20 protein-coding genes are annotated in these 19713 nt (G+C 46.1%); 11 read left to right on the plus strand and 9 right to left on the minus strand.

Features of this window, described 5'->3' with window-relative positions; genetic code table 11:
• Positions 1 to 214: 214 nt before the first annotated feature.
• Entirely contained in the window at positions 215 to 1864 is a 1650-nt protein-coding gene (locus BM607_RS17735) for a mechanosensitive ion channel family protein (protein WP_071939993.1), read from the plus strand.
• Between the two features lie 153 nt (positions 1865 to 2017).
• Here BM607_RS17735 and BM607_RS17740 read toward each other — a convergent pair whose 3' ends face one another.
• The gene (locus tag BM607_RS17740) at positions 2018 to 3790 is read right to left on the minus strand and encodes a formate--tetrahydrofolate ligase (protein WP_071939994.1); all 1773 of its coding nucleotides are present in this window, start codon (positions 3788 to 3790) and stop codon (positions 2018 to 2020) included.
• A 204-nt stretch (positions 3791 to 3994) separates the two neighbouring features.
• Here BM607_RS17740 and BM607_RS17745 point away from each other — a divergent pair, with 204 nt between their 5' ends.
• Positions 3995 to 4885 (plus strand): aldo/keto reductase, encoded by an 891-nt coding sequence (locus BM607_RS17745; protein WP_071939995.1) that lies wholly within the window; start codon positions 3995 to 3997, stop codon positions 4883 to 4885.
• 80 nt (positions 4886 to 4965) lie between these two features.
• Here the strand turns inward: BM607_RS17745 and BM607_RS17750 are convergent, their stop codons facing one another.
• Positions 4966 to 5796, minus strand: a complete 831-nt coding sequence (locus BM607_RS17750; RefSeq protein WP_011845701.1) for a MaoC/PaaZ C-terminal domain-containing protein — start codon at positions 5794 to 5796, stop codon at positions 4966 to 4968.
• Between the two features lie 415 nt (positions 5797 to 6211).
• Here BM607_RS17750 and BM607_RS17755 point away from each other — a divergent pair, with 415 nt between their 5' ends.
• On the plus strand, positions 6212 to 6985 hold the full coding sequence (locus BM607_RS17755; protein WP_071939996.1) for a methyltransferase domain-containing protein: 774 nt from the start codon (positions 6212 to 6214) through the stop codon (positions 6983 to 6985).
• A 34-nt stretch (positions 6986 to 7019) separates the two neighbouring features.
• Here BM607_RS17755 and BM607_RS17760 read toward each other — a convergent pair whose 3' ends face one another.
• Positions 7020 to 7922, minus strand: a complete 903-nt coding sequence (locus BM607_RS17760) for a TraB/GumN family protein (RefSeq protein ID WP_071939997.1) — start codon at positions 7920 to 7922, stop codon at positions 7020 to 7022.
• Positions 7923 to 7970: 48 nt separating this feature from the next.
• Here BM607_RS17760 and BM607_RS17765 point away from each other — a divergent pair, with 48 nt between their 5' ends.
• Both BM607_RS17765 and BM607_RS17770 read left to right on the plus strand, forming a co-directional pair.
• Positions 7971 to 8279: a hypothetical protein gene (locus BM607_RS17765; protein ID WP_006079998.1), complete on the plus strand. Its 309-nt coding sequence runs from the start codon at positions 7971 to 7973 to the stop codon at positions 8277 to 8279.
• Between the two features lie 160 nt (positions 8280 to 8439).
• Positions 8440 to 10197, plus strand: coding sequence for a GGDEF domain-containing protein (locus tag BM607_RS17770; RefSeq protein WP_071939998.1), 1758 nt, complete (start codon positions 8440 to 8442; stop codon positions 10195 to 10197).
• Positions 10198 to 10242: 45 nt separating this feature from the next.
• Here the strand turns inward: BM607_RS17770 and BM607_RS17775 are convergent, their stop codons facing one another.
• Positions 10243 to 10767 (minus strand): DUF3016 domain-containing protein, encoded by a 525-nt coding sequence (locus BM607_RS17775; RefSeq protein ID WP_012090284.1) that lies wholly within the window; start codon positions 10765 to 10767, stop codon positions 10243 to 10245.
• 277 nt (positions 10768 to 11044) lie between these two features.
• Here BM607_RS17775 and BM607_RS17780 point away from each other — a divergent pair, with 277 nt between their 5' ends.
• The gene (locus BM607_RS17780; RefSeq protein ID WP_012090285.1) at positions 11045 to 11353 is read left to right on the plus strand and encodes a hypothetical protein; all 309 of its coding nucleotides are present in this window, start codon (positions 11045 to 11047) and stop codon (positions 11351 to 11353) included.
• A 135-nt stretch (positions 11354 to 11488) separates the two neighbouring features.
• The gene (locus BM607_RS17785) at positions 11489 to 11803 is read left to right on the plus strand and encodes a hypothetical protein (RefSeq protein ID WP_071939999.1); all 315 of its coding nucleotides are present in this window, start codon (positions 11489 to 11491) and stop codon (positions 11801 to 11803) included.
• A 13-nt stretch (positions 11804 to 11816) separates the two neighbouring features.
• Here the strand turns inward: BM607_RS17785 and BM607_RS17790 are convergent, their stop codons facing one another.
• Positions 11817 to 12326: a DUF4240 domain-containing protein gene (locus BM607_RS17790; RefSeq protein WP_006079993.1), complete on the minus strand. Its 510-nt coding sequence runs from the start codon at positions 12324 to 12326 to the stop codon at positions 11817 to 11819.
• Between the two features lie 127 nt (positions 12327 to 12453).
• Here BM607_RS17790 and BM607_RS17795 point away from each other — a divergent pair, with 127 nt between their 5' ends.
• The 4 genes from BM607_RS17795 (at position 12454) to BM607_RS17815 (ending at position 15130) form a co-directional block, all read left to right on the plus strand.
• Positions 12454 to 12834, plus strand: a complete 381-nt coding sequence (locus tag BM607_RS17795; RefSeq protein WP_071940000.1) for a hypothetical protein — start codon at positions 12454 to 12456, stop codon at positions 12832 to 12834.
• 83 nt (positions 12835 to 12917) lie between these two features.
• Entirely contained in the window at positions 12918 to 13715 is a 798-nt protein-coding gene (locus BM607_RS17800; RefSeq protein WP_071940001.1) for a response regulator, read from the plus strand.
• A 159-nt stretch (positions 13716 to 13874) separates the two neighbouring features.
• Positions 13875 to 14147 (plus strand): HU family DNA-binding protein, encoded by a 273-nt coding sequence (locus BM607_RS17805; protein WP_006079990.1) that lies wholly within the window; start codon positions 13875 to 13877, stop codon positions 14145 to 14147.
• A 290-nt stretch (positions 14148 to 14437) separates the two neighbouring features.
• The gene (locus tag BM607_RS17815; RefSeq protein ID WP_006079989.1) at positions 14438 to 15130 is read left to right on the plus strand and encodes a TorF family putative porin; all 693 of its coding nucleotides are present in this window, start codon (positions 14438 to 14440) and stop codon (positions 15128 to 15130) included.
• Positions 15131 to 15251: 121 nt separating this feature from the next.
• Here BM607_RS17815 and rimK read toward each other — a convergent pair whose 3' ends face one another.
• From rimK to BM607_RS22205, 4 genes are all read right to left on the minus strand, one after another.
• Complete coding sequence (gene rimK, locus BM607_RS17820; protein WP_006079988.1) at positions 15252 to 16157, minus strand: 30S ribosomal protein S6--L-glutamate ligase; 906 nt, start codon at positions 16155 to 16157, stop codon at positions 15252 to 15254.
• 162 nt (positions 16158 to 16319) lie between these two features.
• Positions 16320 to 18053, minus strand: coding sequence for a GGDEF domain-containing response regulator (locus BM607_RS17825; RefSeq protein ID WP_071940002.1), 1734 nt, complete (start codon positions 18051 to 18053; stop codon positions 16320 to 16322).
• A 9-nt stretch (positions 18054 to 18062) separates the two neighbouring features.
• Positions 18063 to 18497: a response regulator gene (locus BM607_RS17830; RefSeq protein ID WP_006079986.1), complete on the minus strand. Its 435-nt coding sequence runs from the start codon at positions 18495 to 18497 to the stop codon at positions 18063 to 18065.
• Positions 18494 to 19713, minus strand: a 1220-nt coding sequence (locus BM607_RS22205) for a PAS domain-containing sensor histidine kinase (protein ID WP_249269611.1), incomplete at its 5' end; no start/stop codon positions are given. The genes BM607_RS17830 and BM607_RS22205, both read right to left, overlap by 4 nt.

A 19713-nucleotide genomic window follows, 5' to 3' on the forward strand; every position in this document is an offset into this window, starting at 1 on the left:
GTTTACCAGATCCCTGCCAGAGTGCGGCCTGCAAATACTGATAAAAGGCTAATCTTGTCGAAAATGCGGGGAAAACCACGAGCCCAGCAGTAAGCCAAATACACCCTTGCTACAAAAAACCTTAGCTCCGAAGCAAATTTCACTCAACGACGTTTTACAGTCAATCCGGCAGCCACTATCATACTCAGACATATTTCTATTTAAGATCACACCTATGCATCGCTACCTCGCTCTAGTGTTTGCCCTGTTTATCCCATTATTAAGTCTCTCATCCCCAGCGCAAGCCGAACCTGTCGCGGCAACCGAAAGCACATCAACCACACCTGTGGCGGTCAAAGCCGAACTGGCTATGTTGCAACAGGCTATCGATACCGATATCCATAAGCTGAAACATGCCAAAGGTGAGTTGAAAACGATTGTCGAATATCGCATTCAAAACAAAACGTTACAGTTACGTAATAAGATTAAAGATTTGCTCGAAGCAACGCCGATCGACAGTGCTTTTCTGCAGCCATTGATCCAAGGACAACTGAACTACATCCAACAGATTGATACCTATATCGATGACAACATTGATAAATTGGAGCAGCAACTAGGCTCGGGTACAGATGATGCAATTCTGCTCGATATATCTAAGCGCGAATTAGACAAAGACACCTATTACAAACAGCAACTCGAGACACTCAATTGGCTCGAACAGGTTGGCCAAGATGTTAGCGAAGCACAAGAGTCCCTGCTGCAAATCTTGATTGCGCGTGCAGATATGCTAGAAAGTTTAGTGACTTACACCCAGCAGCAACTGCAAGCCGCGGTCGATACCGCAACCAATGCCGGTAAAGATGTCACGTCGGCGCAAACTAGCCATGTGATGATGCTAAAGGAACGTTTGGCCCAAAATAGCCAAAGCTTAAATATCGACATCAACTTACTCGATGCTTTAGGCCAAGACACCGCCGCGCTGAAAAAGACCTTGTTCAGTGTGTCAGGCGATATTACTCAGGACGTGTTGAGCTTTGATGTGGCCTCGAGCTTAGTCGAGCAGTGGCTGAATACAGCGCAGGAACAAGCGATAAATCATGGCCCTACCGTCGTGTTTAAGTTGTTTGTATTCTGCTTGATCTTAATTATCGCGGGTCTAGCCGGCAAGTTAGCCAAACAGATCGTGAAGAATACCGTTAGCAATTCTAAGTTGAATTTGAGCAAGTTATTACAAGACTTCTTCACCTCGCTATCAGGCAAAGCCGTCTTTACCATAGGACTGTTGGTCGCCCTGTCCCAGCTTGGGATCGAACTTGGGCCGCTACTCGCAGGCTTTGGTATTGCGGGTGTGATTATTGGTTTTGCCCTGCAAGATACCCTGTCGAATTTTGCCTCTGGCATGATGATCTTAATTTATCGTCCCTACGATGTGGGTGATTTAATCAACGCCGCTGGCGTCACGGGTCGAGTAAGCCACATGAGTCTGGTCTCGACTACGATTAAAACCATGGATAACCAACGTCTTATTATTCCTAACAATAAGATTTGGGGCGACACTATTAACAACATCACGGCCGAGCACCAACGTCGAGTGGATATGACATTTGGTATTGGTTACAGCGACAATATCGAACATGCTGAAGCTATTCTCAAATCCATCGTCGAGGCGCATCCCAAAGTGCAGGCACTGCCTGCGCCGACGATTAAGCTGCATCTGCTGGGTGAATCTTCGGTCGACTTTATCGTGCGCCCTTGGGCAAAACCGGAAGATTATTGGGAAGTGTATTGGGACATTACCCGTGAAGTGAAAATGCGTTTCGACGCCGAAGGGATCAGCATTCCGTTCCCGCAGCGCGATGTGCATATCTATCAAACCACGAAGTAACCTTTCTAAAACCAGCGCTAGAGCGTTAAACCAGCATTAGCACGTTAAACCAGAGTCAAAGGGCGTAGCAGCAAGCTCGCCCTTTTTTATCTCTGCAGCGCTTTTGCATCTAAGCGTGAGTTTTCATTGAAATGTTAGTTTTGAATCTAAACGTTAGCCTAAACCGACTATCTCACCTTTGGCATCAATATCGATTTTCAAGTATCCCGGTTTAAGCCCAAGTCCTGGCATAGTCATCACATTACCCACTAAGGCAGTTATAAATCCCGCCCCCGCATGTAACACTAACTCTCGCACTGGCACCACAAAATCCTTAGGAACACCCTTTAAGCTAGGATCGTGGCTAATGGATAACGGCGTTTTAGCCATACACAGGGGCAAATGTCCATAGCCAAGCGCGGTCAGTTGCTGCGCCTGCTGTTTCGCCTCGATAGAAAGACTCACGCCTGCAGCGCCATAACCCACTTCGGCTAAGGTGGATAACTTTGCTTCCAATGACGCTTCATCTGGATATAACAGCTTGAACTGACTCTCAGTTTCAGCGGCGCGAACCACAGTTTGTGCTAAGGCGATAGCGCCCGCTTCCCCTTGGATGAAGGCATCGCTAATTTCACAGCCAAAGGCAGCACTCGCGTTGACGGCTTCCATTAGCCATTGCAACTCAGCATCGGAATCAGTGGCGAAACGGTTAATAGCAACCACCACAGGAATGCCATAACGCGCCACATTGTTGATATGCCAGTTTAAATTTGCAAAGCCCGCTTCGAGTCGAGCCTGATCTGGGGCATTGATATTTGTCGCACTGATGTTTGTCGCACTGATGTTTGGCACATGGATATTTGATACATTGCTATCCACCTCAGTTGCCAAGCCACTATTGGCCTTCAGCGCTTTTAAAGTCGTCACCAACACCGCGGCGGCTGGCGCCTGACCCGATTGACGAACCTTGATATTACAGAACTTTTCAAAGCCCATATCCGAGCCGAAACCGCCTTCAGTCACCACAAAGTCCGCCAGCCTAAGGGCGATATCATCGGCAATGATCGACGAGTTACCGTGGGCAATATTGGCAAAGGGTCCTGAGTGGATCAGACAAGGCGAGCCATTTAAGGTCTGCATTAACGTCGGTTTTATCGCATCGGCCATGATGGCCGTCATCGCCCCAGCGACACCTAAGTCTTCGGCGGTAATCACTTGCCCTTGGGTATTTAAGGCTAACACTAGACGACCGATCCGCGCCCGCATATCCGCCAAATCATGACTTAAGGCTAAAATCGCCATCAACTCAGAGGCGGCGGTAATATCAAAACTGGATTCGTACTCTGGGCCGTTATTATCACCTAAGCCCACATGAATTTGCCTAAGGCAGCGATCATTATGATCGACCACTCGGTGCCAGCGGATCTCGTTGGGATCGATAGCCAAAAACGCTTGTCCAGATTGCGCTTCAAATTCTGTTTTACCTAAGCGCGCCTCGTGGAATAGCCGCGCCGCAATCGCCGCCGCCCCTAAATTGTGGGCACTGCTGACGGCATGAATGTCACCCGTGAGATGTAAGTTCATCTCCTGCATGGGCACCACTTGCGCATAACCGCCACCCGCAGCACCGCCTTTCACCCCAAACACAGGTCCCATGCTGGGCTGACGAATACAAGCACAGGCCTTTTGGCCTATGGCATTTAACGATTGCGTTAAGCCAATGCTCGTCACCGTTTTACCTTCGCCGTGGGGCGTAGGCGTAACTGCGGTGACGATAATCAATTTACCTTTGCGTTGCCCCGCTAAACGCTGCAACACGCTAAGCTCCACCTTGGCTTTGGTGTGACCAAATAGCATCATCTCTTCGGGTAACAGGCCTAAGTCGGCGCCCAGTTCGGTGATATTTTTAAGGCTTGCGCGACTCGAAATATCCATATCTGTCAGCATGCGTCGATTTCTCCCTTTCAGATACGCTTTGGTTTAGTATGAGGGGTTGCTAAGCACAACACTCATTGAATAGGGCGGATATTAGGTGATTGGCTTTAAGATATATAGCCATCGAAAGGGTTAATGAGCGATTCCTTAATCTGCATCAAATAATTTGCCCTGCGCCCTATAAGTCAAAAGCACACAGTCCCAAAGAGGAACAGCATGAGCGAGTCCCATTTTACTTTTTCTGAATTTGTTGCTGGTTTCTGGCGAATGGAAAGCTGGGACATGACGCCCATGCAGCGCCTTAGCCTGATTGAGCAATACCTAGAACTAGGCGTGACCACTATGGATCACGCTGATATTTATGGCCAATATCAATGCGAAACCTTGTTTGGCGAGGCATTAGCCTTAAAGCCTGCACTGCGCCAACAGATGCAAATTGTCAGTAAATGCGGCATTAAACCCGCGTTTGCCTGCCGCCCTGAGCGCTACGTTAATCACTACGACACCTCCTATGAGCATATTATTGCCAGCGTCGAGCATTCCCTTAAACAGCTCAATACCGACTATTTAGATCTGCTGCTGATCCACAGACCCGATCCTCTTATGGATGCCGATGCAGTCGCCGAGGCATTTAAGATCCTCAAGCAAGCAGGTAAAGTGCAGCATTTTGGCGTATCGAACTTCACCAATGCACAGTTCTTCTTGTTGCAATCGCGCTTAGATGCCCCTTTAGTCACCAATCAAGTGGAACTCTCGCCACTAGCGATGAGCACCTTACACGACGGTACGCTCGATTTATGCCAGCAACGTCGTATTCGGCCTATGGCTTGGTCGTGCTTAGCGGGTGGAAAGATTTTTGAAACCACAAATCCACAGGCGGTTCGCTTGCATCAAACCCTCAAGCTCATCGCCGAGCAAGTGGGAGCCCAAGATATCAGCCAAGTGATTTATGCCTGGGTTCGTATGCTACCAAGCCGACCCGTGCCGCTTATCGGCAGTGGTAATATCGAGCGGATCAAGAGCGCCGTTGCCTCCAATGAGATCCAGCTCGATCGCCAGCAATGGTTCAGTATTTGGCAGGCATCTATGGGTCACAGCGTACCTTAATTTTTACCTCCCAAACGCAACAACCATAAATAACAACGGCGCCAGAAGGCGCCGTTGTTGTATGCATTATTGAGTGCGACTTAAAACTGCACATCGCCACTTAAATGCGGGCGACGGCCTTTGCTGTCACGTAATTCAAATACCATATTATCGGTGTTCTGCTCATAGCCAAACCCGACATCAGCAGGCATCAACAGTGGCAGTTTAAAGGTCACATCCACAGTAAATGGACGATCGCCGATACTTGGCATCAACTCCGCCAAACAACGGGCCTTAGACCACATACCATGGGCGAGCACGCGATCAAAACCAAAACGTTTTGAGAGCACTGGATGCAAGTGGATCAAGTTATAGTCGCCAGACGCCTTAGCATAACGACGACCTAAATCTTCACTCAAGCGCCAGCTTTGCGGCGTTTCCCACGCCATATCAATGGCTTTAGGTGGACGAACCCGGCGTCCAGCGACATCGATACGATATAAATAGGTGGATAGCGATTCCCAAACGAGTTCTTCACCCACAAACGCCTTAGACACAAATTCAAACTCTAAGCCGGAATCAGTCTCACGGCTTGTGGTCAAGGCGCACTCGAGGGAGAAAGTCTCGTCAACCGTCACTGGGCGATACACTTGAATGCGGTTCTTAAGGTGGATCATCCCAAGCAGCGGGAAAGTGATGCCATCGTGGGTAAAAATCACCGCATGCAGGCGAAATGCCATCACATAGAGATAGGTTGGCGGCAGCACTTTACCGTCAAATTGAAAACCACACACCTGCGCGTATTGGCTTACTTTAGTTTCAGACACAGTCACATGCGGCGCGGTCACCTTAATATGGGGCAGCGGTTGCTGATCCCAACCCGGCTTACGGCCAAAGAAGATCTTGCGATAAAGAGAAAACAGCGACGGCATCGCGTTCAATTCAACACAATATGCATTATTCAAGTCTGAGTACCTTTTAATTAACTATCCCTTGGCACATAAATGCATTGCCATAAATTACCCCGCACAGACGAGTAACGTCTGCTCAATCAAGTTGATAACGAGTGTAAAACAGGCCGCGCTGCGTCTTAATAAGGGCTGATGCTGACTCACCGAATGGATAGCTATAGAGTCAGGTTTGTCGAAAACGGCGTGATTATAACCCAGAGGACAGAGTTCTGTGTATCCCTAAGTTTAGTAGGAATAATTACTACTAATAAAATCAATAGATTAAAATATCACGATGTAAATCTGTCCATCTCGATTCGGCAATAACATCTCCTGAGTGCGAAAAATTTACGTCTGTGCCACACTATAGTTCCACTCTCTTTAACCTAGTTATCACGTGCAAGATAAGAATTTTGACAAGCTCGCGCAAAAATTTGCGAAAAACATTTATGGTACGCCTAAAGGCGACATTCGTGCCGCCGTACTATGGCGCGATCTCGCACCTGCGCTAGCAAAACTGGGGGATAGAAAACTCAGAGTATTAGATGCGGGCGGCGGTTTTGGTTACTTTAGCCAAAAATTAGCCCGCCTCGGCCACGAAGTGGTGCTGTGCGATATCTCAGCGGAGATGTTGGCGCAAGCGCAAGAACAGATAGATGCCTCGCCTGAACCATTAGCTATCCAGCTTATCCATGCGCCTATTCAAGATCTGTCAGTTGAGCAACATGGCTATTTCGATATCATATTGTGCCATGCAGTCGTCGAATGGTTAACGGATGCTAAGCCCACGATGGCGGGCCTACTCACTATGCTTAAACCCGCGGGAATATTCTCTTTGATGTTTTACAACAAAGAGGCCATGCGTTTTCATGCCTTAGTGTCGGGTAATTTCGATTACGTCGCCGCAGATTTAAAAGTGAAAAAGAAAGTGCGGTTAACACCCACACATCCACTTTATATTCAAGAGGTTAAAGAGTGGTTTAACGAGTGGCAGATGTCACTTATCAGCCAGTCCGGCGTGCGGGTGATCCACGACTATTTGAAAAAGAGTCAGCCAGTGGATTTCGATTATCAAAAACTGCTGCAAATGGAGCTCGAGTATTCACAACGCGAGCCCTACATTTCCCTCGGCCGATATGTGCACTTTTTAGGGCAAAGCCCAGCAGTTTGAACCCGCATGGTTATAAACCCTGTGTCCTAAGCGATTACTCGCAAGTCTGTTTCCTGCAGGCGCTCACTTTGGCGCCTGCTTGCTCTAGCAGTTGCACCACACTTTTATCGCCCACCACATGACCCGCACCAACCACCACAAATAATGGTGCAGTCACTTCAGTCGAGCCCATTAATTTTATAATGCCGTCGGCCATCACATGGTTTCGCCGCCAGAGAATTTTCTCTAGCATCTCAGTGTCGCCCTCGCCGCCCATTTGCTCCTGCATTATGCTATCAAGCTCAGCTTCATTACCTGAGCGCCAAGCCGCAATTAACGATAAAAGATCTGCATCCGACGTACTAATCGCCTCACGCACCATAGACCACTGCGCTTGGCTATCAAAGGACGCTAATAACTGAAATTGCGACTCGGCGGTTTCTAACTGATACACAGGTAAAGCCGCATGACGGGCCATCAACTGCATATCAACGCCATAATCCGTGCTGTAACCTAAGTTGTTATAACGTATTAAGTTAACTTGCGTGGCTTGCAGCCAAGGCGCGAAGGATTGAATCGACTGACAAACATTCGCCGTGGCAGCGCAGTAAGGCGTCATGCTCTCAACCGTTTGTTTATCTCGGCTCTGCCAATCTAAACCTTTGGTTTTATCGGCGCGGCCGTATTGGCGCAGCAAGGCATTGCTATCGGCTTTATTCATATCGACTTCCACGACTAAGCCCTTCGCTTTGCCAAGCGCGGTTTCAATTTGGGTGGGTAACGGATAAAAATCGGCACGTCCAATATGAATCGAACCCAGTAGATACGCGCTCTTTCCTTGCCATTGCACTTGATAAAATGGCGGCTTATCGGTTTCGGCACTCACCGCTTTGGTGCTCCAACCCGTCAACGCCAGAAAACAGATTGATGCAATTAATCGCCATTGGCTTGTTGCCATATCCTTTGCCCCTTATAATTCCTGCAAATTTTGCAATGAGACGCTGTTATGCCACATACCAAGGTTATAGAGCAACTGAAAGAGAATCTTCAAATCGCCTATCGCCAAGCCATAGACGCCGACGCTAAGTTAGATGAGCTAAAGAAAGCTGGCCATGGAAACTTCACCAGCATATTCACGGCAGAACAAGGTTTTATCGCTTCGAGTAATCGTTTTCTGCCCTATGTACAAGAGTTGGTCGATGACTTAACTCGCATGGAAGAATATGAAGCACTCGATCCTAAAGAACTCGAAACCTATGTACGCCAGCTCGGCGCTTTACTGCAAACGCTGCAGGCCTTTAAGACGCAAAGCTAACCAAAATTAAGAGCTGAAACTCGTCGGTAGACTTCAGCTCTTTTCATCTGTTATCCACTCAAAACCCTCGCATAGCTGGCGTTAAGCTCCCTCAAAATTGTCATCATTTTGTCATTTCTAAGTCATAGACTCCGCTCACATAGACGAAAGGGCTGACGTAATGACAAGTTTAGATCTGGCTAAAGAGCTCGATAAGATAATTTCTAAATCGGCAATTAATCCCTTATTTCAGCCAATTTTCAATATATTAGAACATAAGATCCACGGTTTTGAAGCCCTAAGTCGCGGCCCTGAACACAGCCCGTTATACTCCCCAGTGCCGCTATTTCAGACTGCAGAGCATGAAGGCAAGTTAAGCGAGTTAGAAACCCTTTGTCGGCGCATTTCACTCGAGCAATTTAAGCTGCGTCAGTTCCAAGGCAAGCTGTTTATCAATATCTCACCCAAGGCATTATTAGATCCCGCGCATCCCAAGGGTATGACCTTACAGCTGTTGCAACAACTCGGCATAGCGCCATCGCAGGTGGTGATTGAGCTGTCGGAGCAATATCCCGCCGATGATATCGACTTACTCAAATCTTGCTTGAATCATTATCGTAGCCAAGGTTTTTTAACGGCCATTGATGACTTAGGCGCAGGTTATTCGGGTCTAAGACTCTGGTCAGAATTGTCGCCCGACTATGTCAAAATCGACCGCCACTTTATCCATGAAATTGATTCGACCCCTGTCAAACAGGAGTTTGTCCGCTCGATTGTGGAGTTATGCCAAAGCTTAACCTGCAAAGTGATAGCTGAAGGGATTGAAACGCAAGAGGAATTAGCCGTACTCAAACAACTGGGTATCGTCTATTGCCAAGGCTATTTGCTAGGTCGTCCAGAAGTGCTCCCCTGCCGCGCGATGAAAGCGACCTTAGTGCCAAACAATACTCAGATTCAACCTAGATACAGCGAATCGGCCGAAAGCCTGTGCACGAACGCCATCACAGTGTCGCCCACACTCAAACTCAAATTTTTAAGTGACACCTTTAGCTCGCAACCCGCACTGCAGGCGGTGGTTGTGGTCGATAATCAGTTGCCGCTGGGGATTATCAGCCGCGCGACCTTACTCGAACTTTTCAGTACGCCCTATGGTCGTGCCTTGCATGAGAATCATGCCGTAAGTGAAGTGATGGACCCGCAGGTCATCCAAATTGAGGCCAACGAACCCTTATCTACTGTGAGCCAATTGCTGACCTCAGAGACGGCCAATACAGTCGCTCAGCAGTTCATCATACTTCGCCGTGGCAAACTGCTCGGCATAGGCCACACTAAGGATTTACTGCAAAGGATCACAGAGCACAGAATTAAGATGGCCCGCCATGCAAATCCTCTGACAGACTTGCCGGGCAATGTGCCCATTCAGGAGGAATTAAAACGCCTTAAAATCCAAAAGAAACACTTTTACCTGGCCTATTTTGATTTGTGTAACTTTAAGCCCTATAACGATATTTATGGCTTTTGTCGCGGCGATGAAGTGATTTGTGAAGTGACTAATCTGTTACTGAAATATAAAAGTGACAATTGCTTTATCGGCCATGTGGGCGGCGATGACTTTGTGATTATCAGCACCTGTGAACATATGATCAGCCGTTGCCAACGAATTCTAGCGGACTTTGAAACCCATAAGCATTTGTTTTACAGCGCCGAGCATTGGCAAGCTCAAGAGATGCTCGCCGACGATAGACAAGGCGAAGCCTGCTACCATCAATTGATCAGCCTGTGCGTGGGTATCTTGCCACCAGCACTGACCTTTAACGCCAATGAACATAGCCTGTCGACCTTAAGTGCCCGGGCAAAAAAACAGGCAAAATCCGCGAATAACGGATTTTACCTGTTAGAAAATCACCTTACTATCGAGACTCAAGCGCTCAGTGCTTGAGTCTTAAGTCTTAAGTGACCGATTTAACAATTGAAGGATTGACGATTAAAGTTGTGGGGCAATCGTCTTCTTTAACCAATCAGTCAACATTTTGGTTTCGTACATAAAAGGTTTGTCACTTAGAGACTGTATCCCCCCCATGAAACCCATATCCGTCAGTTTTTCATCACCCGCAATAATCACTTTATCGTTTTCTAAAACTTGATAGGAAAAAGTTATACGCGGTGGATAAATGTCTTTAATAATGCGTAAATCATTGGCGGTCGCGCCAAAGGTTGGGCGCATATCACCCGCCAGATCAACATCGGTGATAGTCATTTCAAGCTTTTGATTCGGCTTTAAAATCTTCGCCGCTTCTTTATTGATGTTTTCTGTTAAGGTCTCAAATAAGCGCTTCTCATAGCGGGATTGGATTTCCCCAGATGATTTGATATCGCGAAAATCCTTAGGACTTTGCCAAACAATTTTAACCACCCCATCTTCGGTGACGGGATTCACTGGCGCTTCATCGGCCGCCCAAGCCGCACTGCAACTTAATACACCTGCGAGTAAAAGGGACTGAATTTTCATGTTTGCCTCCAAGGCCTAGATAACTTTCTGAGAACCACAGTACAAAATCTAACCTGAACTAGAGCTTAACGCAAAACTGATATAAGTACAGCTAATGCTGTGTAAGCTTTTGTATAAATACGTAAATTTTATCTGATAACCACAATTGACACGTATCTTTTTGTATCGAGACTGCACTAAGTAAGTGCATAGTTATCAATTTGTGAACATTTTACGCGCATAACCACAAAAAAAACGTTATCCTTCCGCTATTGTTTACATGGCTCACTTAATAAAAATGAAATTCCCCGTTGTACCTGTGTTCATTCTTATCCTGTTTACCTGCGTGGTTAGTGCGATTTGGTTTATCTCCCCGAGTGATAAAAATACCGGCCCTAAAACTTGGTCAGCCTTTATCTATAACCATGGTTATGACTCTGGAAAGTATAAAAAAACGGATAACTTTGACAGCTATGAGACCTGCCGCGATTTTGCACGCGAACAATCGGCCTTTTACGACGATGTACCTTGGGAATGTGGTTCTATGTGCCAGTTCGATACACGCAAGCAAGGCTTTCAATGCAAAGAAATGAAGAATGAGCGCTAACTAACCGTTCAGCATAGGTTCAATATTTATACAATAAGCTAAGCCCCTCACAGTACAACTCGTTTTCTTTACCGTCTAAGGATGCACGATTTAGAACTGACGTGTTAAACGTAATTTTTAACTTGGAGCTTACCTATGAACCTAAAAACAGCAAATTTATCAAATTCTTACTCACGTAAATTTGCTTTACTAGCCCTGCTAACGATCGGAACTTGCATAAGTCTTTCGAGCCATGCGGCACCATTGACCATCAGCCAACAACAGGCGGTTAACGCTCATTTTAGCAAATTGGCTAAGACGCAACATGCGGCTGAAAACCAAATGACTGAGCAACTTAAGCAAGATTTTACTCAGCAATTAACCGCGCAAGAACATGAGTTTATGAATGACATCTGCCCTAAATACGGCATGACCTTCGATGTCACAACCAATGCCTGCTTACGCTCATAAGCGATGCCCAAGATTAAAATGGAAAACGGGCGCTGAGCTCAGGGTATTGTTGCTTTAAATCCTTGGGCTTAGTGCTAAATTTTTTCCCCACGGGCGTCGCCTTGCCCGATGGCATAAAGGGCAGCTCATCACCGGTTCTATCTTCGTATAATTGCCCAGCAATAAGATCGTATTCATCCACAAAGGGATAAGCATAGGCATCCCGCTCAGGCCAAGCGGCTAAACGCGCTAAAGTGTCAGGCTGATTAACCACACCATCGTAGATTTCTTTGCCGAGTGAAATCAAAAAACACCTGAATTCGGCAAAAGCATATTCAGAATCACAGCCAGTAATAATGTAAGCCGCGCCCCAAACCGACCACAAATAACTCCGGCGCATCTGCTGACCAAAGATTTTATCGAAGGCTTTTAACTCTTCATTACTCAGTTCGGCGAGTTTCTGCTTCAGTGCTTGAGTCAAAGACTCCTGTGATTGCGCCGCTTCCGTTCGCGTGACTAAACCCCAAAACTCAACTTCTGTCATAAACTTCACCTATTAGAGCCTTTAGCAAAAAGGCATATTCTACACGATATTAAGGTTATGCTGGACTCGGATTAGGGCATTTCCTACACTTGCTCATCTTCTTAGCTACCTGTCTACACATACATCTATGCCTAAACGTCTTATGCTACTGATCTCTTTATATTGCCTCTTCAGCATTGCCGCACTTTTACGGGCTGTGACAACGCAATCCTTTGATGTATTCACCCTAGGCGTCCTCCCCGTGCTCGTTGGCATAATTATGCGCACGCCGTGGTCGAGCTTAGTATTGAAGATTTATATCGGCATGCAAACCTTAGGATTTTCCGCCCTAGGCATTACAGCGATTATTGCCTATCGTATAACCCCTGAAGATGTAAAAGTGATTGTTTCTGGTCACAATATTCCTATGTTGCCGCTGACGATAAGCATTATTGTCATTTTACTCCTGCAATATTGGATCGCATTTTCTAAGGTCACGAGTCATTATTTGACCCGTCAAACGCAGTAATGGACATTTGTTGCTAAGCTGTTACTAATCGCGTAGCTTAGCGACCCAATAAAATACTTGCGACTCTTAACTTGAAGTAGACTATGAGCCATTTATCGCCCAGCGAACTTTCGATTCTTTTGGTAGAACCTTCAGATATCCAGCGTCGAATTATTATTCAACGCTTACAACAGGAAGGTATTCTCAGCATTCAAACCGCAGAAAATATTGAAGCGGCTAAAGATATTATTGCTCGCCACAAACCCGATCTTATCGCCAGCGCGATGCATTTTGATGATGGTACCGCCATCGCTCTCTTAGGCTACTTAAGGACTAGCGCTGACTGCAAAGATATTCAATTTATGCTGGTATCGAGCGAGTGTCGCCGTGAGCAACTTGAGATATTCCGTCAATCGGGTGTGGTCGCTATCTTGCCTAAGCCCTTCAGTGCCGACCATTTAGCCACAGCCTTAAATGCCACTATCGATCTGCTCAGCCACGATGAGCTCGACCTCAGTAATTTCGATGTGCAGGATGTGCGCGTATTAGTGGTCGATGATAGCCGCATGGCAAGAAACGTTATTAAACGCACTATCGGTAACTTAGGGATGAAACTGATTACCGAGGCCGAAGATGGCGCACAGGCCATAGAGTTGATGAAAAACAATATGTTCGACTTAGTGATCACTGACTACAATATGCCCAGCGTAGATGGCCTTGCGCTGACTCAGTATATCCGCAATGAAAGCCAACAATCGCATATTCCCATCTTGATGGTGTCTTCCGAAGCCAACGATACCCACCTCAGCAATGTGTCCCAAGCGGGTGTGAATGCCTTATGCGACAAGCCCTTTGAACCCAAATTGGTTAAAAAATTACTCTATCAACTGTTAGAAGAATAAAACCAGAATAAAACTTAAGTCACGAACTGGGCAAATATTCTGCGCTTTACCGAACATCCTCCGGCACCTTAGACGCAAAAGGCTTTCCAAGCGCTAAACCTTATGGCATGTTAGGCACGCTTATTTCAAATAAATCTACGGAAAGAAGAGACAATAAAAATGAACAAAACTGAACTTATCGCCAAAATTGCAGAAAATGCCGATCTAACGAAAGTAGAAGCCGCACGCGCATTGAAGTCTTTTGAAGCAGCCATTACCGAATCAATGAAAAATGGTGACAAAATCTCCATCGTAGGCTTCGGTTCGTTTGAAACTGCGACTCGTGCAGCTCGCACCGGCCGTAACCCACAAACGGGTAAAGAAATTCAAATCGCTGAAGCGACTGTACCTAAGTTTAAAGCGGGTAAGACCCTACGCGACAGCGTAAACTAAGCTAGAAAATTCAAAACAACGCCTCCATTGTGAGGCGTTTTTTTTGCCCTATCCCAGTGAAACGTTGAATATTTTTTGCACAACAAGAGTGCGCCTCTGCCCCATAAACTGGCAAATAAAAACATTTTACTAACACTTGATATTCTAATATCTTGTTTTACATAGAATTGTAATAGTGGCATGTGATTAGCAAATCCCTTCTTAGAAAAAAACCAAGATGCACTAATGACCACTGCTTACTTAAGTGTGCCACTGGTGAATCGATAAATAAGTCAATCGAGGGGATGAGCATGAAGAAATCACTGTACAGCGTTTTGGCCTTATCGACGGGAATGTTACTGGCTGGCAATGCCTTTGCAGCCGTATCAGGCAACATTGGTGGTACCTCTAATTACCTATGGCGCGGCGCGACCCAAACTAACGATGCAGTCGCAATCCAAGGTGGAATTGACTACAGCCATGATTCTGGCTTCTATGCTGGCACTTGGGCATCGAATGTAGATTTTGGTGACGATACGAGCTACGAGCTGGATCTCTACGCGGGTTATGGCGGCAGTATTACCGAAGACATCAGCTACGACTTTGGCTACCTCTACTACGCCTATCCAGACGCTCCTGGCAGCATTGATTTTGGTGAACTCCATGCTGCAGTGACTTGGAAGTGGCTTGAACTGGGATACTCCCATGTCATCAATGCCGGTGACGATGTCGCCGCCGATCCGTTAGATAATAAAGATCTCAGCTATCTTGCCGCAACTGTCTCTGTGCCTCTCACTGAAAAACTCAGCTTATCAGTACACTATGGCTACTCAAGCGGTGATGTTGTGCAATCTTGGTTTGGCGAAGATAACTACGCCGACTATAACGTCACACTCAGCGCAGATACCAGCATGGGCACAGTGTCATTTATGGTTTCTGATACCGACCTCACCGATGATGATGCCAAACTAGTACTCGGCTATTCCTACAGCTTTGATCTCTAAGGTCTAATATTTAGGGTCTTACGTCTTACGTCTTACGTCTAAGGCCTAAGGCCTAACATCTAAGCTCTAAGCATAAAAAACGCCACCTTAAACGGTGGCGTTGTTTTAGCGCAATCATCCATTAGGCAATGATGGGTCTGTTGGTTTTACGGGCTGCGACCATTTTCTCGATATATTCAACAATGGGCTCAGTTACCGAAATCCCAGTGGTTTGTTCAATCCCTTCAATGCCTGGCGCCGAATTCACCTCAAGGATCAAAGGGCCACGGTTAGAGCGTAAAATATCCACCCCAGCGACCACCAATCCCATCGCTTTCACCGCCGCAATCGCCATCTTACGTTCCACAGCAGTGATTTTAACCACCTCACCACAGCCACCTAAATGCAGATTAGAACGAAAATCTCCCTCGGGTCCTTGGCGCTTCATGGAGGCGATGACCTTGTCACCGACAACAAAACAACGAATATCACTGCCATTGGATTCTTTAATGTATTCCTGCACTAAGATATTCGCTTTCAGCCCCAAGAATGCTTCTATCACGCTCTCAGCAGCCGTTTTCGTCTCGGCTAATACCACGCCAATCCCTTGAGTACCTTCGAGTAACTTAATGACTAACGGAGCACCGCCCACCATATTGATGAGATCGGGGATGTCATTCGGCTTATTGGCAAAGCCTGTCACTGGCATGCCAATCCCTTTACGGGAGAGCAATTGCAGCGCCCGCAATTTGTCCCGAGAACGCGCAATAGAGATTGAATCATTCGCCGCATACACGCCCATCATTTCGAACTGACGAACAACGGCACAACCATAAAAAGTCACACTGGCATGAATACGCGGAATGATTGCATCAAAGCCAACTAATTCAGTACCTTCATAATGAATGCTAGGTTTGATGGAATTAATATTCATGTAGCAGTTCAGTGTATTGATCACAACCGCTTCATGTCCGCGGCTTTGACAAGCCTCCACTAAACGTTGTGTCGAATACAACTGGGGGAATTGGGATAAAATACCTATTTTCATTGCTGAGTGACCAACTTAAGCATGAGTGAATAAACCATTCTGCGGCACTAAAAGCACAGCGACAGAAAAAGGGGGCTGATATTTGTCTATTGCTCAGTGTAAAGCAAGAAAATATTCCTCACCAGACGAAATCACTATGCTATTGAAATAGTTCGAGACCTCTCACACTGGGAGCTGAGTTTGGGTTAGTAGTGGCAGAATATACTTGGCCTCAAACGCCGCGGCATCTAAGGGGCGCGAGAATAAATACCCTTGTAAAACAGTGCAATGGCGAGCAGTACAAAACTCTGCTTGCTCTAACGTTTCAACACCCTCCGCCACAGAAATAACATTAAACCCATAGGCAAAGTTGAGTAAAGCAGCGAGTAATCGGGTGTCTTTTTCATCCTTATCGTAGGAAGCGACAAAGCTTTTATCGATTTTCAGCACGCTGATCGGAAACAGTTTGATGTGTTCTAATGACGAAAAACCCGTCCCGAAGTCATCGAGGGCAAAACGCACCCCTAATCCGGCGATTCTATCGAGCACTTTGGCATGTTCATGGGGATCTTCAATAAGGCAATTTTCTGTAATTTCAAGCTCTAATGCTCCAGCAGGCAGGCCTGTCTTCGTCAGTGTATGCACAATTTTATCAAACAGGTTCTCATTTCCAATTTGAGAGGCTGAAAGGTTTACTGCGATAGTGAATTCTTGGCCTAGGGGCTGTAATTGGGTTAACCAAACCTGTGCCTGGGTACAGGCTTGTTCAAGTACCCAATCATCAATGTCATCCATTAATCCAATTTCTTCGGCTATAGGCAAAAATTGATCTGGAGCGATAATACCATCCACTGGGTGCTGCCATCGGATAAGGGCTTCCATCCCCACCATCTGATGGGTTTTCGCATTAACCTGTGCTTGATAATGGACCTTAAATTCATTTCTTTTTAAGGCCATACGCAAACTTGATTCGATATGATTACGGTAACGCACCTCTTTATCTAAGGCTTCGGAATAAAACTGGATCTGGTTTCGGCCCATCTTTTTAGCGCGATACATGGCGATATCGGCGCATTTCATCAGCTCAGAACTGTTCGAAGCCGCTTCATTATAAAAAGCCACACCGATACTGGCACCGATAAGCACATCGTTATCACCGAGGCAAAATTCATCCTCAAATACTTTGAGCAGTCGATTGGCCACTATCATGGGGAAATATTTATAATCGTTATCTGTCACGAGTACGACAAATTCGTCACCACCTAAACGGGCAATAATGTCACCATCTCGCAGCACTTCACTTAATCGAGCCGCCACTTTGAGTAACAGCACATCACCCGTTTGGTGGCCTAATGTGTCGTTAATCGCTTTGAAATCATCGAGATCTAGTAAGATAACCGCTAAATAGTCGTGACAGCGTTTCGCCCTTGCGATCGCTCGATTAAGACACAGTTCAAAACCATAGCGATTAACCAGCTTAGTGAGCGAGTCGTGCTCGGCCAACTCTTTTAGTTTTTGATGGCTATTCCGTAACGCCAATGCCATTGAAGATCTTTGTTTCGCGTAGCGAATCGCACGGGTTAAGATCCGCGAGTTTACCTCATCCTTAAGCAGAAAATCCTGCGCACCTAATTCAATGCAGCGCTGGGCCAGTTTCTCATCTTCATAGCGACTGAGCATCACGACCACAGTCTGATCTTGCGTCATGGCATTGAGCTTAATTAACACTTCTAACCCATTGGCATCGGGCAATAAATAATCCAATAGAATGCCGTCGAAATGACGTTCTAAGGCAAGATTCAAACCATCAAATGCACAATTGGCTTCGATCACATTAAACGTCAACTTTGACTGCCTAAGTGCTCGGATAATTGCCGTTCTATCGACTTCATCATCATCGATCAGTAGTAAATCCATATACTCACCTTATGCGGATGGGAGCTCGACTATTCGCCAGTAACCTTCAAGCATATTAAAAATATTGTTAAAACCGTCCTTTATGTCAGTTTTAACCATGTAGCCAGCCACATGATGGCTATAGGCTTTCATTCTATCTTCATCGGTACTCGACGTCGTGAGCATAAAAACGACAGATGATGAAAGTGAAGGATCTGAACGTATCCGCTCAAGAAACTCAAAGCCATTCATTCTTGGCATATTAAGGTCGAGCAAAATAAGATACGGGCCTTTAATCGTGTCTAAGCTGGTGAGAATTGCGAGTGCCTCAATGCCATCCCGTGCTCGCACTAAGGGATTGAGTAACCTAAGTTGCCTCATCGCCCGCTGCACGGCCATGTAATCCACATCATCGTCATCAACTAATAAAATGGTGACCTGTTGATATTGATCTGCTGCTCTCATAGAAGCTCCTTTTTCACTATTTTCTTAGGCCAAGTAAAGTAAAAACAACAGCCTCTGCCCTGCGATTTGAGTTGAATATTCCCACCTAAACTTTCAACTGTTTTCTTCACAAGTGATAACCCTAAACCACTGCCTTCGACTTCATCCCTAGGCTTAAGTGTTTGAAACATTTCGAAGACTTTATTCTGATAGGCACTTGAGATACCTGGGCCATCGTCTATCACACTGAAGAGATAATGTTTATCCGCGGCCTCACATAAGACAGTGATCACACCTGTGCCTAAGTCATGGTGTTTAATGGCATTGCTGATTAAATTTCGTATCACCAATTCCAACAGTGCGCGTACAGTATGGAAATTTGGAAACTCCCCTTTTAGAACTAATTCAAACCCCTGTGGCGGCGCGACGAGCGCAAACATGTCTTCAGCCAGTTGCCGACTGTTGACCTCGGTGGTTTCAGTATCGACACGGCCAATACGGGAAAACATCAATAGCCCATCGAGCAATAACACCATGCGATGAATACGACTTTGGATCAGCCCGAGATATTTCTGCACGTTTTCATTGGTGTTATCGGATAAATCCTCTGCTAACCAAGATGTTAACTGCTCGATACCCCGTAGTGGAGATTTCAAATCATGGGAGGCGATATAGGCAAAGCGGTCGAGTTCTTGATTAATCCGCTCAAGCTCTTGCATGTGTTCTGCACGCTGGACTTCAATGCGCTTACGTTCAGACACATTGTTAATCGTCGCGAGAATGAAAATGCCATTACTGAAATGAATAGGTGTCAGCCCCACTTCTATCGCGAGTCGACTGCCATCTTTACAACAGCCAAATAAGTCATCCCGCATCGACATATTTTTCGCAATGGGCTGCACTAAGTAATTATTCATGTGCTGCTGATGCGCATCCCTCAGCGCGTCTGGCAATAACATATTGATAGAGCGGCCGAGTAACTCGTCTCTGGCATAACCAAATAAGCGTTCGGCATGGGTGTTCACTAACGTAATAACCCCTGCCTTATCGACCATAAATAGTGCGCTTGGAGAGGCTTCAATGACGAGTCTAAAGCGTTTTTCATTCGCGATTAGCTCAGAGGTAAGCAATGACTCTTTATATCGATTACGCGCCATGATTAGCACAGAATAAAACAACGCCAAAATGAATGCACAACCGATAAATTGCAGCCAGATACCTTGGGTCTCTTCCGATC

Source organism: Shewanella sp. SACH (assembly GCF_001887095.2).
Taxonomy (GTDB): Bacteria; Pseudomonadota; Gammaproteobacteria; order Enterobacterales; family Shewanellaceae; genus Shewanella; species Shewanella baltica.

Coding starts and splice junctions, on each gene's coding strand:
- rimK (WP_006079988.1), bottom strand. CDS start 16,157: ATGAAAATAGGTATTTTATCCCAATTCCCCCAGTTGTATTCGACACAA.
- BM607_RS17765 (WP_006079998.1), top strand. CDS start 7,971: ATGCCACATACCAAGGTTATAGAGCAACTGAAAGAGAATCTTCAAATC.
- BM607_RS17830 (WP_006079986.1), bottom strand. CDS start 18,497: ATGAGAGCAGCAGATCAATATCAACAGGTCACCATTTTATTAGTTGAT.
- BM607_RS17770 (WP_071939998.1), top strand. CDS start 8,440: ATGACAAGTTTAGATCTGGCTAAAGAGCTCGATAAGATAATTTCTAAA.
- BM607_RS17775 (WP_012090284.1), bottom strand. CDS start 10,767: ATGAAAATTCAGTCCCTTTTACTCGCAGGTGTATTAAGTTGCAGTGCG.
- BM607_RS17785 (WP_071939999.1), top strand. CDS start 11,489: ATGAACCTAAAAACAGCAAATTTATCAAATTCTTACTCACGTAAATTT.
- BM607_RS17780 (WP_012090285.1), top strand. CDS start 11,045: ATGAAATTCCCCGTTGTACCTGTGTTCATTCTTATCCTGTTTACCTGC.
- BM607_RS17745 (WP_071939995.1), top strand. CDS start 3,995: ATGAGCGAGTCCCATTTTACTTTTTCTGAATTTGTTGCTGGTTTCTGG.
- BM607_RS17790 (WP_006079993.1), bottom strand. CDS start 12,326: ATGACAGAAGTTGAGTTTTGGGGTTTAGTCACGCGAACGGAAGCGGCG.
- BM607_RS17815 (WP_006079989.1), top strand. CDS start 14,438: ATGAAGAAATCACTGTACAGCGTTTTGGCCTTATCGACGGGAATGTTA.
- BM607_RS17735 (WP_071939993.1), top strand. CDS start 215: ATGCATCGCTACCTCGCTCTAGTGTTTGCCCTGTTTATCCCATTATTA.
- BM607_RS17795 (WP_071940000.1), top strand. CDS start 12,454: ATGCCTAAACGTCTTATGCTACTGATCTCTTTATATTGCCTCTTCAGC.
- BM607_RS17825 (WP_071940002.1), bottom strand. CDS start 18,053: ATGGATTTACTACTGATCGATGATGATGAAGTCGATAGAACGGCAATT.
- BM607_RS17805 (WP_006079990.1), top strand. CDS start 13,875: ATGAACAAAACTGAACTTATCGCCAAAATTGCAGAAAATGCCGATCTA.
- BM607_RS17800 (WP_071940001.1), top strand. CDS start 12,918: ATGAGCCATTTATCGCCCAGCGAACTTTCGATTCTTTTGGTAGAACCT.
- BM607_RS17740 (WP_071939994.1), bottom strand. CDS start 3,790: ATGCTGACAGATATGGATATTTCGAGTCGCGCAAGCCTTAAAAATATC.
- BM607_RS17760 (WP_071939997.1), bottom strand. CDS start 7,922: ATGGCAACAAGCCAATGGCGATTAATTGCATCAATCTGTTTTCTGGCG.
- BM607_RS17750 (WP_011845701.1), bottom strand. CDS start 5,796: ATGCCGTCGCTGTTTTCTCTTTATCGCAAGATCTTCTTTGGCCGTAAG.